General features: G+C 61.3%; 13 protein-coding genes and 1 pseudogene. 5 read left to right on the top strand and 9 right to left on the bottom strand.

Annotated features, from left to right (window positions below):
• Both AACS18_RS23400 and AACS18_RS11465 read right to left on the bottom strand, forming a co-directional pair.
• A pseudogene (locus AACS18_RS23400) lies at positions 1-317 on the bottom strand (GNAT family N-acetyltransferase); the annotation flags it as partial.
• A complete protein-coding gene (locus AACS18_RS11465) occupies positions 314-1,552 on the bottom strand; it encodes a GGDEF domain-containing protein (protein WP_108542379.1) in 1,239 nt (412 codons plus the stop codon). The pseudogene AACS18_RS23400 and the gene AACS18_RS11465, both read right to left, overlap by 4 nt.
• A gap of 25 nt (positions 1,553-1,577) precedes the next feature.
• On the opposite strand from AACS18_RS11465, the gene AACS18_RS11460 reads away from it, so the two are divergent.
• Positions 1,578-1,706, top strand: coding sequence for a hypothetical protein (locus AACS18_RS11460; protein WP_258228703.1), 129 nt, complete (start codon positions 1,578-1,580; stop codon positions 1,704-1,706).
• A gap of 109 nt (positions 1,707-1,815) precedes the next feature.
• Here AACS18_RS11460 and AACS18_RS11455 read toward each other — a convergent pair whose 3' ends face one another.
• Positions 1,816-2,310 carry a prolyl-tRNA synthetase associated domain-containing protein gene (locus AACS18_RS11455; RefSeq protein WP_108612336.1) on the bottom strand — a complete coding sequence of 165 codons (495 nt, stop codon included), beginning with the start codon at positions 2,308-2,310 and terminating at the stop codon, positions 1,816-1,818.
• 166 nt (positions 2,311-2,476) lie between these two features.
• On the opposite strand from AACS18_RS11455, the gene AACS18_RS11450 reads away from it, so the two are divergent.
• Both AACS18_RS11450 and AACS18_RS11445 read left to right on the top strand, forming a co-directional pair.
• Positions 2,477-4,903 (top strand): DNA polymerase II, encoded by a 2,427-nt coding sequence (locus tag AACS18_RS11450; protein WP_108612335.1) that lies wholly within the window; start codon positions 2,477-2,479, stop codon positions 4,901-4,903.
• 74 nt (positions 4,904-4,977) lie between these two features.
• Positions 4,978-5,229: a DinI family protein gene (locus AACS18_RS11445; RefSeq protein WP_005333426.1), complete on the top strand. Its 252-nt coding sequence runs from the start codon at positions 4,978-4,980 to the stop codon at positions 5,227-5,229.
• 176 nt (positions 5,230-5,405) lie between these two features.
• Here AACS18_RS11445 and AACS18_RS11440 read toward each other — a convergent pair whose 3' ends face one another.
• The 5 genes from AACS18_RS11440 to dcuC all read right to left on the bottom strand — a co-directional run bounded on the left by AACS18_RS11440 (position 5,406) and on the right by dcuC (position 11,866).
• Positions 5,406-6,269: a DUF2927 domain-containing protein gene (locus AACS18_RS11440; RefSeq protein ID WP_108612334.1), complete on the bottom strand. Its 864-nt coding sequence runs from the start codon at positions 6,267-6,269 to the stop codon at positions 5,406-5,408.
• A 26-nt stretch (positions 6,270-6,295) separates the two neighbouring features.
• Positions 6,296-6,799, bottom strand: coding sequence for a M48 family metallopeptidase (locus tag AACS18_RS11435; RefSeq protein WP_108612333.1), 504 nt, complete (start codon positions 6,797-6,799; stop codon positions 6,296-6,298).
• A 144-nt stretch (positions 6,800-6,943) separates the two neighbouring features.
• Positions 6,944-8,587, bottom strand: a complete 1,644-nt coding sequence (locus AACS18_RS11430) for a hypothetical protein (protein ID WP_108612332.1) — start codon at positions 8,585-8,587, stop codon at positions 6,944-6,946.
• Between the two features lie 188 nt (positions 8,588-8,775).
• Positions 8,776-10,422, bottom strand: a complete 1,647-nt coding sequence (locus tag AACS18_RS11425; RefSeq protein WP_108612331.1) for a bifunctional metallophosphatase/5'-nucleotidase — start codon at positions 10,420-10,422, stop codon at positions 8,776-8,778.
• Between the two features lie 91 nt (positions 10,423-10,513).
• A complete protein-coding gene (dcuC, locus tag AACS18_RS11420; protein ID WP_005336914.1) occupies positions 10,514-11,866 on the bottom strand; it encodes an anaerobic C4-dicarboxylate transporter DcuC in 1,353 nt (450 codons plus the stop codon).
• A gap of 195 nt (positions 11,867-12,061) precedes the next feature.
• Here dcuC and AACS18_RS11415 point away from each other — a divergent pair, with 195 nt between their 5' ends.
• Together AACS18_RS11415 and AACS18_RS11410 are read left to right on the top strand one after the other, a co-directional pair.
• Entirely contained in the window at positions 12,062-12,526 is a 465-nt protein-coding gene (locus AACS18_RS11415) for a hypothetical protein (RefSeq protein ID WP_108612330.1), read from the top strand.
• Positions 12,527-12,709: 183 nt separating this feature from the next.
• The gene (locus AACS18_RS11410; RefSeq protein ID WP_108612329.1) at positions 12,710-13,306 is read left to right on the top strand and encodes a DUF922 domain-containing protein; all 597 of its coding nucleotides are present in this window, start codon (positions 12,710-12,712) and stop codon (positions 13,304-13,306) included.
• A gap of 95 nt (positions 13,307-13,401) precedes the next feature.
• Here AACS18_RS11410 and mnmC read toward each other — a convergent pair.
• A partial coding sequence (gene mnmC / locus AACS18_RS11405; protein ID WP_108612328.1) for an FAD-dependent 5-carboxymethylaminomethyl-2-thiouridine(34) oxidoreductase MnmC occupies positions 13,402-15,154 on the bottom strand: 1,753 nt, incomplete at its 5' end.

The following is a 15,154-nucleotide window of genomic DNA, read 5'->3' as shown; positions in this document are numbered from 1 at the left end:
CGGCGAGAGGGGCGGGTTTCGTAACCGATATGACCCAGCCACTGGCGGGTTGCCTCATTGTCACCGTGACGAAGACGCAGGGTGGCGATGATCTCCTCGCCATCGAAGGCAAAATAGGTGGTGGTCGGCAGGTATCCACTGGGCAAGTTGCGCCCTTTGGCGTGATCCAGCAGGCTCTGTAGCCAGCCGTCCGGGTCAAATTGCGCCACCTGATAGAGCGGCTGTCCGTCCTCGGCGCATTCGGTGACATAGCGCCGGTAAGCCGGGGCATCTGTCAGCCTGGCCGGTCGGCACTGCAGAGCGAGCACTGCGCTCATGACAGGAGCGCGCAGGGCTGCAGCGGTTGCGGCTCGTTGTGGTGGAGCTCCTGTACGCAGGCCCGTTGCCTTCCAGCCTGTTTGGCTGCGTAAAGGGCCCGATCCGCGCGCAGGTAGGCCGCTTCAAACCCCTCGTCAGGGTGCAGCGAGGTGAGGCCGATGCTGAGGCTGATGGGGCCACCGGCCAGCTCCCGAGTCGCCTCGGCGATCTGTTCCTGCAAGGCGTGGCAGTAGTCGGGCAGGGTCTGCGGGTCCGCCATCAGCAGCAGGGCCAGCTCATCGCCGCCAAGCCGACCGGCCATGCCCTCGGCAGGCAGGGTATTGGCGATCACCCGACCCACGGCCCGCAGCATGGCATCACCGGCGGGGTGGCCGTGGTGGTCGTTGATCTGTTTGAAGTTATCCAGATCGATCAGCAGTAGCTGGCCGGGGCTCGTCACCTCGCGGGCACGCAGGGCCACCTGGCGTTCGAAATAGTGGCGGCTGAACAGGCCGGTCAGCTCATCCTGATTGGCGCGCCGCTCCAGCGTGCGCTGGGTGGCCAGCAGGGCTTGCTGCTGGCGGGTATGGACCAGGCTCAGCAGCAGATAACTGCGGGCGATGGTAAAGAGCAGGCTGAGCAGGATCACAGGTCCGAGCAGCGGGTCGGTGAAGGAGTTGGCCGCCTGCTCCGGCTGCCAGAGGTGTTTGGCGATCCGCAGTAGTTGCAACAGCAGTTGCAGTCCGAGCAGCAGAATGGCAAAGCGCAGCACCCGATAGACGGGGGCCAGCCGCTGGTAGCGCCAGAGCTGCCAGATAAGCAGCGCAATCTGCAGCGAGAGCACGCCGGAGAGCACGATGATCCGGCTGTGCACATCAAAGAGGGATTGCTGCAGGGCGGTCAGGGCAAACAGGACGAAACCGCCGAGGGTAACGGCGGGCAGCAGCCAACCCAGTTGATCGGCTTCACGGCGAAAGAAGTGGCGCATCCCCCGTTCGTATAGCAGGGTGGTCGACATCAACAGCAGGTTGGTGCAGAGAATATTGGCAAGGGATGCATCCCCCTCAAGGGGGCGCAGCAGCAGGCAGCAAAAAGCCCCCGCGATAACCAGTTCCCCCGCTGACCAGTAGATCAATGCCCTGATCTGGCGATGGCTGTACCACATGGCGGCGAAAATGGTGGCGACCCCCACATGTGACAGCGTGACGAACAGCACCAGACTCAACAACTGGGCTGAGGAAAACAAACTTGGCATCAAGGGGCTCTCTGGGAAGTCACCTGTGAACGAACAGGCGATGGGGTATCGCCCGCTGGCAGTGGCCGATCACAGCATGAATCCAACCTATTATCAATTGGTTAAATGGCTGAATATGCTCACCTCCGACTTCTTGCACGATGGCAACAGCTGACTCGATTTATCAGCGCGCAAGGGGGCATTTTATTGTCTTGTCAGTCAATTGTGCTGCGTGAACGGTGGTCGTGTTGGCGGCAGGGTGAACCCAACCGCCAGACGTTGTGCTAATCGCAGGTTGCAGCAGGCAAGCACATGACGGTGGTCTCACGACCGAGGTGGGCCAGCAGGCGGCGCACGTCGTCGAGGCGGATGATCAGGGTGGCGGTATTGACCAGCGGATGGCACTGCATCTGTTCGGCCTGCCAGATTGCCTCGTCCACCACCAGCTCTACCGCTTTTTCCCTGTCGCGTACCATGGCGAGCAGGGTCACCGAGCCCGGGGTAAGGCCGAGCACCGCATCAAGTCGCTCAGGGGAGCCAAAGCTCAGCCGCTTGACCCCGAGCATGGCAGCCAGCGCCTTGAGGTCGACCCGGTGCTCCTCCGGACTCACCACCAGAAACAGCCGCTCGCTTTTCGGGTCGCGCAAAAAGAGGTTCTTGGTCTTGGCGGCGGGCAGGTCGGGCAGCAACTTGCTCGCCTCCTCACAGGTAAACACGGGGGGATGGTCAAAGCTCTGGTAGGGGATAGCCAGCTGATCCAGCAGGGAATAGATTGCCACAGAGATTCCTTTCGTCGGCGAAGAGTGGTCAGAACGGGATGGGCGGGAATAACGACCGGATCGAGCTTACCTGTTTGACACCCGCCTCGCAGCCAGCGTGACGATTGCGAGCTGGCACTGTATGAACGTACAATAGTCCCATTCTCGGACAGCCCCTTTACGCTTCATGACTGCAACCCAGCCCACTGTACCCGCCACTCCGCCCCTCGACGGTTTTATCCTGACCCGCCACGGTCGGGACGTGCGCGGCCGCAACGGGCTGCCTGCAACCACCGAAATCGTGATGTGGCTCTGGAGCGCGCAGGGGCCGGTGCGGGTGGTGGTGCCGGGGCAGGAGCCGGTGTTCTTTTTGCCGCAGAGCCATATGGCAGAAGCTGCCGAGCTGTTCAAGGGGGCCGGGGTGAGCGGGCGGTTTCGCCGCCTGCCGATGCACACCTTCGACGGTCGCCCCGTGGTGGGCTGCTATTTCGCTACCCTGAGCGCCTTTCACCGCGCCATCGAGCTGCTGCTTATTCGCGGTCTGGAGCACTTCGAGGCGGATATCCGGCTGCCGGAGCGCTTCCTGATGGAGCGTTTCATCACCGCTGGTGTGCGCTTCGATGGCCGGGCGGTAAAAAAGGGGGGCAAGCAGGGCTACTGGGAGGTGAACGAGGCACGCTGCGCGCCGCAGGCGGTGACACCGACCCTCTCCTGGGTGTCGCTGGATGTGGAGTGCGCCATGGACGGGGCCCTCTTCTCGGTCGGTCTTTACAGCGAGCAGGACGCGCGGGTCATCATGATCGGCACCCCGGAGGCGGATGCCGAGAGCTGGGGAACCCAGGTCCAGTGGGTGGCGGACGAGAGCGCCCTGCTGAGTGCGCTGGAGAGCTGGTTCAGCCTGCATGACCCTGATCTGGTGATTGGCTGGAACGTGGTCAATTTTGACTTTCGCCTGCTGCTGCGCCGCGCCGAGCTTAACAAGCGGCGGCTGCGGCTTGGGCGGGGGCGCGAGCTCTGTTTCTGGCGCTCGTCACGGGGCGATCCCCAAACCGGCAACGTCATCATTCCCGGGCGCATGGTGCTCGACGGCATCGATACCCTCAAAAGCGCCACCTGGCAGTTCCCGAGCTACAGTCTGGATGCGGTGGCGAGCGAACTGCTCGGCCGTGGCAAGGATATCGAGGACGTGGCCAATAGGGGGGAGAAGATCACCGAGCTGTTCCACTCCGACAAGGAGGCGCTCGCTCGCTACAACCTGGAAGATTGCAAGCTGGTGTGGGAGATCTTCGACTATTGCCACCTTGTCCCGTTTGCCATCGAGCGTGCTTCCCTCACCGGCCTGGAGCTGGACAGGGTGGGGGGCTCGGTGGCGGCCTTTACCAACCTCTATCTGCCGCGGCTCCATCGTGGCGGCTACGTGGCCCCCAATCTGCCGGCCGACGGGGGGCTGGCGAGCCCAGGTGGCTATGTGATGGACTCCAAACCCGGTCTCTATCGCCATGTGCTGGTGCTCGATTTCAAGAGCCTCTATCCCAGCATCATCCGCACCTTTTGCATCGACCCCATGGGGCTTATCGAAGGGCTGCAGCATCCCGAGCACGCTATTCCGGGCTTTCGCGGCGCCATGTTCTCCCGCGAGCGGCACTTCTTGCCGGATCTCATCGCTACCTTGTGGGCGGCGCGGGACAGAGCCAAGGCCGCCAGCAACAAGGCACTCTCCCAGGCCATCAAGATCATCATGAACTCCTTCTACGGCGTGCTGGGGTCGGGGGGCTGCCGTTTCTATGATCCGCGCCTTGCCTCATCCATTACCCTGCGCGGCCACAGCATCATGCAGCAGACCCGCGAGTGGATTGAGGCGAAGGGGTTCGATGTGATCTATGGCGATACCGACTCCACCTTTGTTCATCTGGGGCGCGAGACCAGCCCCGATGAGGCGGACGAGATCGGCCAGCGACTGGCTCAAATGATCAACGATAACTGGGCTGCACTGATCAGGCGCGAGTTCGACCTGCCGAGTTATCTCGAGATCCAGTACGAGACCCACTATCGCCGCTTTCTGATGCCCACCATCCGCGGGCTGGAGAAGGGCAGCAAGAAGCGCTATGCGGGGCTGGTTGGCAAGGCCAGCGAGGGGAGTGAACAGCTGGTGTTCAAGGGGCTCGAATCGGTGCGCACCGACTGGACCATGCTGGCCAAGCAATTCCAGACCCGCCTCTATGAGCTGGTGTTTCACGATGAAGATCCCAGCGGCTATGTGCGCACCATGGTGGATGAGACTCGCGCCGGTCGTCACGACGATCTGCTTATCTACCGCAAACGGCTGCGCCAGAAGCTCGAAGAGTATCAGAAGAATGTGCCGCCCCATGTGCGGGCAGCGCGGCTGGCCGATGAGGAGAACCTGCGCCGCGGTCTGCCCCAGCGCTATCAGCATCGGGGCGCCATCGCCTATCTGATGACCCTTAATGGCCCCGAGCCGCTGGAATACAGGCGCAGTGCCATCGATTACGAACACTATATCGACAAGCAGTTGCGGCCCATTGCCGATGCCATCCTGCCCTTTATCGGTGAGTCATTCGACCGGATCTGTGGTCAGCAGCTGGATCTTTTCTGATTGGTGCAAGTTGGCACTTTACTTCCCATGAATACTGGATAAAAATACAGTTATAAATCATGGAGAAGTTTCCTATGCGTCTTGAAATCATCATCGACAGAAAACATCAGATCCCGACCTCGACCATGGAGGCGCTGCGTCAGGAGCTGCTCAAGCAGCTTGGCGAAAAATTCCCCGACATCCATGTGCGGGTCGCGCCGGGCAGTGCCATGGCCCTGACCGTCAGCCGTGCCAGCAAGGAAGACAAAGAGCTGGCCGAAGCCATGGTGCAGGAGGTGTGGGAGAACGCCGAGAGCTGGATGCCGGAAGAGAACGTCGCATCCTGATCCCGCACTGTCAGTGGATAACACGGGCGTTGGATAAATGGGTTGCTGATAAACGTGCATGCCCGCGAATGATCCGCCGATCCTCGGACAACAAAAACGCAGCCAGGTGGCTGCGTTTTTTGTGGGTGGTGAGAGGTTCGCGGTGGCTTGTCTGGCTCTGGGTTGAGCCATGCCCGTTACAACCCCGCCCAGCTTTTCAGGCTCTGCTGCTGCACTCGGCGGTTGGCTTCGCGGATCTCCCCTTTGGCGCGCAGGTCGGCCAGCGCAATGGGCAGTGCGGCGCGGATCTCGTCACTGCTCATTCCGGCTTTGATGGCCGGGTGATAGGCTATCTTGAGCAGCACATAGTCCAGCCCGGTCAAAAAGCTGTCGATGCTGTTGTCATTGAAGATGGAGGGAAACACCTTGTCCGAATCGTTGGGCAGCCCCATCACCTGAGTGAACTCCTCCACCACGCAGTCGAGAAAGCGCCCCTTGGCTCTGCTGTAGTCTACCGGGATGATGATGGTGGCACGGCTGATCTCGTGTTTTGCATTGGTTGCGAAGTTGGCAAGGCAGAGCCCCTCCTTGAGCGCCATCTTGACCGATGGATCGCCCCCCATGGTGCGGTTGGCCCAGCTCTTCATCTTGCTGTAGTCGGTCATGATCAGGGTGAGGTTGGGCTTTGCGGCCACCATGCTGATGGGGTGGCCGGTGATGCGGGCCAGATGGGCTGCCTGTACCTTCACCACGTCGGCCTGCAGCGGCTTGTCACCCGACTCGTTGATAAGTTGCAGCCGGATCGGCTGCTGCCAGCGGGCAAAACGGGTCTGCCTGGCTTCGCCATACTCCCGCTCCATGGCGATGGCCATAAAGCTCTCGACCAGATAGCTGTCGCTCTGCCAGCGCTCATCGGCACGGGCGCTGTGGCCCGCGAGCAGAATCAGCAGGGCCAGCAGCCCGCGTAACGTGAAGCGGGGATAGTCAGCGCGGCCCAAGCTGGCCATTACCAAAGTGGCAATAAAGCGGGTGGCACCAAAGGGGATGGCGGCAAATGGCATGTTTCCTCCCTGAAACGGTTGTCAGCCTAGCGGTTGGCCTTGTCGATATCGCGCCAGGTGAGCCAGAGCCTGAGATCAAACTCCAGTTGATGATAGTCGGGCTCCATATGTTGGCAGAGCTGATAGAAGCTCTTGTTGTGATCCTTCTCTTTGATATGGGCCAGCTCGTGCGCAACGATCATCTTGAGAAAGGGGGCGGGTGCCTCCTTGAACAGGGCGGCGATGCGGATCTCGTTCTTGGCCTTGAGCTTGCTGCCCTGCACCCGGCTGACGTAGGTGTGCAGGCCGAGGGCATCCTTGATCACGTTGATCTTGCCATCGAACACCACCTTTGACAGGGGCGCCGAGCTCTTGAGGTAGCGGTTCTTCAGCTCCATGGTGTAGGCGAGCAGCGCCTTGTCGCTCTGGATCTGGTGGCTCTCCGGATAGCGTTTGGCCAGCATCTCCCCCAGCTTGCCCGCCGCAATCAGCTGTTGTACCTGTGCCTTGAGGGGGTCTGGATAGCCGCCCAGATAAGTCAGTTCCGCCATGGTGTCGCTCGTTACATCAAAAAGAGCGTCATTGTAGTTATCTCGGGCGGGCTTGCCTACTGCGGTCCGCTGCTGCAAGGGGCTCTGGCGCAAGAAAAAGGGCGGCCATTGCAACAATGGCCGCCCTGCAGGGCATATTGACGATCAGCGTCGGCGATAGAGACCCGGATCCACCTCTTCGTAGTGGCTGGTCAGGTATTGATAGAAGGCGAGATGGGAAGGGGAGCTCGGTTGTTTCAGCTCCTCGCTCACCCGATCCGGCTTGGCGATGATGAACTTCGGATTCTGGCGCTGGATATCGGCCAGCACCCGTTCGCGCACGTCATAGGGCGGATTGACGTTGGCAAAGAAGAGATAGGCGGACGCCGGCTGGCGATCGGTCCATAGATAATATTGCGGCTGGATGCCATCGACCCAGATCTTGTCGCTCGGGACTGTCTCGGCCTTGATGCGATCAACCCGTACCTGCGCGGCCGGATTGAAAGGGCGACCCTTGAGGGTCCCCTCCCAGGCGTTGTTGATCATCAGCAGCAGCATGGCCAGAGTTGCCAGCCAGGGGGTGGCACTGCGCACATCCCAGGCGCGCCAGAGGGGGATGAGGATCAGCACCGGCAGCGCCCACAGCAGGCTGGTACCGAGCACCTCGTTGACCCGCTCGAGGGACCACTCCTTGGTGCTCCAGCCAAAGGCGAGCTGCTGGGCCAGCAGCCAGCTGGCGGTGAGCACCACCAGCGAGATGCAGAGCAGCCCGATGGCATCTGCCTGCTGTTCGCTGCGATCCAGCAATACCGCCAGCGGCAGCACCGCCAGTTGCAGATAGAGCACGTCATAGTGATCGAACACATGGCCGGAGACCGAGTTGGCGATCAGGGTAAACAGCACCCCAAACAGGGTCGCCAGCAGGGCGGGCAGATACCACTCCTGACGGCGGCTCAACATCATAATGATGAAGGCGGGCAGCAGCATGATAAGGCCGGTGCGCAGCAGGCCGACGGCGCCCACCATGGGGGAGAAGCCGTTGCCATAGCTCCCCTCGAAGAAGATGTCGAAGGCGTAGTATTTGAAGGCCGCCAGCAGATCATGCTGCTGGAAGTAGGCATAAAGCGGGCCGCCAATCAGCGCCAGTCCCAGCAGGCTGGAGATGAGCAGCAAGATGGCGTCACGCCACTTCTCATGCAGACACCAGTGGCAGAACAGCACCAGATACCAGGCCCCCCAGAAGGCGCCGTTGTTGGTGCGCATCCAGGCCACGATGGCGAAGGTGAGGGCCGCAACCAGCGCCGGCCACCAGCGAAATCCCTTGTCCAGCAGCAGGGTAATGAAGGCCCACTGGGCGATGAGGGCGAGGTGGAAGGTCCAGTCCTCGGTCATGTTGCCGTAGTAGTAACGGGTGCCGTAGAGAGCCAGCACCGCCAGCATGGCGCCAAGGCGCGCCTTGAACGAGAGTCCGAGCTGGGCAAAGGCCTGCCAGCTGGCCAGCAATCCGAGCCAGCAGAGCACCCACTCCAGTGTCCAGATCCCGACAAATCCCCCCATTCGATAACCCAGCGCGTCGAGAGCGAAGATCATCGGCCCCTTGATGTCGATCATGTCGCGATAGAGCACGCCCCCTTCGCTCCACATCTTGCCCATCACCGCGAACAGCGAGGCATCAAAGCCCGGCGCCATGGAGTGGAAGAGCGGGTTGCGCAGACAGAAGAGCAGCGCCAGCAAGGCGGTCAGCAGCACAATGGCTGGCTTGATACCCGGGTTGACGCGAGGGGGAGTGAAACGGATGGAGTGATTCATGAAGTCGCCTGTTCCTGCAGCTGGTCTTGAAAGCGGGCCTATCTTGCCGAGCTAGTGAGTGCGATGCAATGGGGCGGGCCCGTGTGGGGCAAATATTCTCGAAAAAGCCCGGTTCTTGAGGGAACCGGGCGCTGGCTGCGGCAATATTGGCCGTCAGGGAGATGTGGCAAAGCCATTCCCCCTCCGCATCAATGGATGTACTCAAGCAGGGGCGGCTGCGCTTCCAGTGTCGGCAGGTGACGGGCCCAGCGGATAAAGGCGTCGGCCAGGGTGATGCCGAGCTCCTGATTGTGCTGGGTCAGGGTCCGCGCCAGTGCGGTGTAGCCCTCCTTGCCGGAGGCGGTATAGGCGCTCGACACTCCGCGATAGACCTGTTCGGCATTGACCGCTTGCCACTGGCCGGGGGAGGCTTCCCACTCCAGTCGGGTGATACGCTGACCCTTGGGCCGATCGGCCTGATAGGTGAATCGCACCCCCGCGGTGTAGGGGAAGCTGCCGTTGCCATTGCCGATCACGCCGTTGTTGGTGGCGTTGTCGATGGCATTTTCCAGCGCTTCCGCCAACTCATGACCGTGCACCCGATAGAGGGTGAGGGGAATGGCAAACGGCAGCAGGCGACCGGCGATATCTGCTTCGCTCAGGGGGCCCGGCTCCAGTGAGCAGCGCACGCCGCCAGCATTGTGCAGGGCAAAGTCCACCTCGCCGACCTGTTCACGGGCGGCGGTCAGCATGGCGCGGGCCACCAGCGGGGCGAGCTGGCTGCCGTGGGGCAGGGTGGCATCCGGCAGCCGCTGATGGGGCAACGGCGCCGCAAGCCGGGTGACGATGCGCTGGCTCATGGTTTCAATCTCCGGCCGATAGCGTTTGGCCAGATGTTGTTCAAGCTGTGGATCCGGCTCGCAGAAGGTGAGCCCGACTGGTGGCGTGGAGGCAAACGGCCAGGGCTGCCAGGGGAGCCACTCCAGCTGCCCCTGACTCTGCACAACGCGGCCCGACTCATCGAAGGTGAGCTCGCAGACACCGAGGCAGAGGGCGCTGTGGCCAGCGTGCAGGATAGCCACCCCGTTGTTCATCAGCGGATAGCTGCCTTCGCTTGGCAGACCCAGCGGCGCGAGATCGCCGAGCAGGCTGTGGGTATGGCCGCCGATGATGAGGCTGAGCTCGGGGAAGCGCTCGGCCAGCAGCTTGTCCTGATCCAGCCCGAGGTGGCTCAGCAGCACGATATGGTGGATCCCTTCGCGCTTGATCTCCTGCAACACCCGGGTGAGGGTCTCGGCGACCGCGTGGAAACGGGTGTGGGGATCCGGGTTGGCGATGGCAGCCATCTGGGCGAGGGTGATGCCGAGCAGCGCAAAGGGAACCCCGTCGATCACCTGACGATGCCAGGGCTGATGGGCGTCGTAGAGGTGGGGAATATCCCACAGCCCAAGCGGCGTGTCGGCTGGCTCCTGACTGTTGTCCAAATTGGCGGCCAGCACCGGAAAATCGAGCTGGCGCAAGAACTCCACCAACGGGCCATTGCCCAGATCGAACTCATGGTTGCCAAGTACCATGGCATCGGGGGCCAGCATGGCGAGCAGGTCGGCGTTGGCGCGCCCTTTGAAGCGGTTGAAATAGAGAGAGCCCTGAAAGGAGTCGCCACCGTGCAGAAACAGAAAACGCTGGCCGGCTGCTGCGGCTTGGGCACGCAGTTGGGTCAGTCGGGTCAGGATCCGGGCATAACCGCCGCACTGGGTGCGCCACTGGCCTTCACCGACAGGGGAGAAGCTCATGGGCGCGCCATCGAAGTGGGAGTGGCAATCACTGAAATGGGCAAGTTGAACCGTAATACTCATCTCGGTCCTCCTTAGGGGGAAAATGAGCACCGAGTCTACTGCAAAGGGGGGGGAGGATACCAGCCCGGCAGGGTGCCGGGCTGGTCAGCGATCAGGCGGGTACCATGATCTGGGTGGCGACGATCACCACCAGCAGGCCGACGGCGACCGGCATACTGGTGCGCTTGACCACCTCGAACGGCGAGAGTTTGCCCATCCCGGCACAGGCGACCACCACCCCGGAGACCGGCGAAATGGTACGACCCAGGTTGGAGGCTTGCAGCATCGGGATCACCAGATAGGCCGGGTTGATGCCAAGGCTGCTGGCCAGGTTGGGGATCAGCTCCACGAAGGCGTAGAAGGGGGCATTGCCCGAGCCGGTGGTGAAGGCGGCCAGGGTGGTGATCACCACCAGTGACAGCATCATGATCAGGCCACCCGAACCGAGATCCTGCGCGTGAGCCAGCAGGGTATCGATAAAGCCTATGGTCATCAGACCCTGGGCGAAGACACCGGCACCGACCAGCAGCATGACCACACCGGCAAAGGCGTCAGCCATGTTGCGCCAGCAGACCTGCAGACCGTCCAGCAGCTCCTTGCCATTGCGGATCCGCACGAGCTCCAGCAGGCTGGCCAGCACCATGCACATGACGATGATGGTGACGATATCCAGCTGCGGACCCCATTTGCCGTCAAATACCAGCACCCCGATGATGGGGGTAAAGGGCAGGATGGCGTAGAAGGCAGGCGCAGTCGTCACCAGGTCACCCGGGGCGACCGGCTCGTTGTGCTCACCGGATTTTTGATCAAGGTAGCGCTGCCAGAAGAAGTGGGTCACCGCCATACAGGCGATCGCCACCAGCGAGATGGGCAGGGTCAGCTTGAAGGCAAAGTCCAGCAGCGGCATGTTGGCGGCCTGGGCGGCCATCACCACGTCCCCTGAGGTCGGTGCCAGAATAATGGCGGCTGGCGAGGCGCACACGGCTGCAGCCGCGCCACGGGAGATCCCCATGTTGACCATCAGCGGAAACAGGGTTGCCATCAACAGCACGCCGAGGCCGGTAGCGGAGCTGACCGCCAGCGACATGGCGCAGGCCACCAGATAGGCAGCCACCAGCAGGATATAGGGGGACTTGATGATGCCGAGCGGTTTGCTGGCCAGCTTGACCAGAATGGTGTTGGCGCCGATGTGGCTCATGTAGCCGGCGAAGCCGCACAGCACCATGATCAGCATCCCCAGTCCACCGCCACGGTCATTGAGCAGGAAGCGGACGTATTCGAAGATATCGGTTGCGATATAGCCGGTGCTGACTACCTTGCTCGGCAGTACCGGCTTGCCCATCATGGCGGTGATGACCAGCAGCAGCAAGCCGCCGCTCAGCAGCACCCCGGTCGCGGAGTATCCTTTGAAAATGGCACGGCCCACCACCAGGGTGACCAGGGTGCCAACGATGAGTTCCAGCATATGTTGCCTTCTGATTGGATGAGAGTGGAGGGAGTCTATTCCGATAGGGGTAGAGTGGCGACTGGAAACAGGATGTTGTGTGAGCTAAATCAACGTTTAACCCCATGAACAGAATTAAAGAAAGGTAAAGGTACTTTACTCAGCGGGTTTGGCTACCTACCCTTGCCAGCCTTGGTTGTCTTTTGAGGCTTTTATATGGTGGTTGGTGATTTTTCAGGCATTAAACGCTCTATTTTCCTGCTTGCGATGCTATTTTCACCTACTTGCGTGTTTGCGGTAACCAATGACGGTTTTCATCAAACCGGTCCTCATCAGGCGGTCGCCATGCGGCGTCTCATGGCTCCTCACTCTTACGGTGTACTGGTGTTTGCCGAGGGTAACAGACCCCGTTTTGCCGCGCTGGCATCCAAAACCACCGAAGCAAACTGTCTGGCCCGTCATGCCATCCGGGTAGATGGGGTTGCGCTGCTGGTCACCCCGAGATTCTATGCCAGAGAGGGAAAACGGGGACTTTGCGAGCTGTGGCTCAATGAGGGGGCAGATCAGGACTTTTTTGCCAACCGCCTTAAAAATGATCATTTTATTCAGATAGATGGTCATGACATCAATGTGAAAAACTATCACCTCGACTGGCAGCGCATCAGCCATCATGCTCAATAAAAATACAGTTTTGGCCTTGTGCCATACTCTGCTCACGCAACCTGTGAGCGTGCTCTGATTTCTGGGCGCATCATTGTGTTGCGCCGCCTCGTCGTCACACATAGGCTATACCCGTCATCTGTGTGGCGGTGGGGTTCACCAAGGTTGGTACTCCGCCCGTGCAATCAAGGAAGGTAGTCTGGCATGGTCAGCAAGGTTTATGGAGTAGTGGGGGTCGGGTTGTTGCTGTTGCCCCTGATGAGTCTGGCTCAGCCGAGCCGGCCGCAAGTGGTGCCAGAGTCCCGCATCAATGTCCGTTTTTATGAGGTCAATGCAACCAGTCCGGAGCAGCTTGCCCGGGCGATTGCCCAGAGTGCTCCCAAGGTGAATGGCAAGCCCGTACTCGGCAAGGCGAGTTATAAGGTGGACTGGCAGCTGGATACCGAGCAGTTGCCAGGGCGCTGCCAGCTCAACCGGGTGACGGTGACCACCAACGCCACTGTGTTGCTGCCCCGCTGGCGTCAGAGTGCTAACAGTAACGATCCTGCCCGCCAGCGTTGGGGGCGGCTGCTCTCCAGCATGTTTGACTACGAATCCCGCTTCAAGGAGATGGTGCTGCAAGGGGCCAATCAGGTGGGCGGTGCGATTGTGGGATTACCCGGTCATGCAGATTGTCAGACACTGCGCTATGCCGCGTGGGCAGCAGGTAGTGGCGAGCTGAGCAAGGTCAAGGGACGGCTCGACGGATTCCAGCGTCAGACAGGTTACGGCGAACAGCTCGGGGTGCACTGGCCCAAGTGAGCGCTATCTCAAGACGCAATATCCAGCATCGCACGATTTGATAAATAGAATGGCCGCCCGATGGGCGGCCATTCTATTTGCTTGCAGAGTCCGGTTTAGACCAGCGCCTTGCCTTTGAGCAGTTTGCGCACCCAGTAACGGGCTGGGTGGAGCGCTTCCAGCAGATCGGCGGCCAGCGGCAGCGGATCACCGCAGATCTCGCTGGCAAGCAGCTCGCCACAAAGCGGCGCCGAGCAGAGACCCCGAGAACCGAGCGCCCCCAGCACATAGAGGCCGGGGTGAAGGGGGAGCGGCTGGGCGTTGTGCTGATCATGCTGCAACTGCGCATAGTGATCCGCCAGACCTTGCAATCTGGCCACTGGCCCCACCACCGGAAGGTGATCCCGACTGGCACAACGCACCCCTACGCGCGCCTCGTTGCCGCTCACATCCACTTCGGCGGGCCAGGTTTGCTCCGGCAGGCAGGCTTGCAACCGCACCTGATTCTGGATTTGCTCCTCGGCACGAAACTCAAGGCTGCTCTGGTTGCGGCCATAGCTGGCACCGATGCAGTGTTGATCGTTGTGCATAGGTGTGAGGTAGCCATCGTAGCAGAGCACGGTCTCGAGCTGACGCAAGCTGGCCGAGGTCGGCACATGGCTCACCTGACCGCGCACCGGATAGAGCGGCAGCTCGGTAAAGGGGAGCAGTGCTGGCAACTGGTGACCGGCAGCGACCACCAGATTGGGGGCCTGCCAGTGGTGGCCGTCCTGGCTCTCTATGTGCCAAGCATCTGTCTGCTCGGCAATGGCAACCACCTCGGTGTTGAACACCACCTCAAGCAGGCCGCTGGCTTGTGCTTCTTTGATAGCGGCTCGGGTGAGATCGGCCGGACAGAGCCAGCCTCCCAGCGGATAGCTGACGCCGCTGTGGCCACAGGGCAGGCCAACCACCTGCTCTACCTCTGCTGTAGAGAGGGGATGCATCAGTTCGGACGGGAAGGGGCCCTGGCTCATTTTCACCAACTTGGCTGCCGATTTGTCGTCATAACCGAGCTGTGTCACTCCGCATAATTCGAAAGCGATAGGATGGCGTTCGGCCAACGCCAGCAGCCGTTGGCGGGCATAGCCAAAGGCGAGCGAATAGAAGCGTGACAGGGCATCGTGCTCGCCGTTGAGCAGCGGATAGAGGGCTCCCTGGCGGTTGCCTGAGGCGCCGGTGGCCGGTTCGCCATCTGCACACAGCAACGTCACCTTGCGACCCCGCTCCACCAGAGAGAGCGCCGTCATGGCCGAGGCGATGCCGCCGCCGATGATCACCACCTCGCCAGCGCGTCCGGCAGGACGGGCATACCAGGGGGCGATGGTCTGCTGCGGCTGCTTGTCGGTGCGATCCCCCACCAGCATCTCCCGCTTGCTACCGTGGCCCTTCACCTTCTTCATGGCAAAACCGGCGGCAATCAGGCCGCGACGGACAAAGCCGGCACAGGTAAAGGTGGCGATGGAGCAATCGGGACGGGCGAGGCGAGCGAGACCATCAAACAGCTCCTGTGTCCACATCTCCGGGTTCTTGGCCGGGGAGAAACCATCCAGATACCAGGCATCCACCAGACCTTCTGCCCGATGAGGCACCTGCGGCAGCATATCCTTGATGTCGCCAAACCAGAGGTCGAGGCGAATGCGGCCACCCGCAAAATGCAGGCGGTGGCAACCGGAGACCGGCAGCGGCCATTGGGCGACAAGATCCTGACTCAAGTGGCCAAGTTCAGGCCAGGCGGCCAGCGCCTTGCGCAGATCGTCTTGGGTCAGGGGGTATTTCTCGAAACTGATGAAGTGCAGACGGGAGCCGTTGCCGGATTGAGGCGCCTGT

The sequence above is a fragment of the Aeromonas sp. HMWF015 genome (genome assembly GCF_963878965.1).
In the GTDB taxonomy this organism is placed as follows: domain Bacteria; phylum Pseudomonadota; class Gammaproteobacteria; order Enterobacterales; family Aeromonadaceae; genus Aeromonas; species Aeromonas veronii.
The sequence above is the reverse complement of the archived record's forward strand: the minus strand, read 5'-3'. Positions and strand labels throughout refer to the sequence as shown.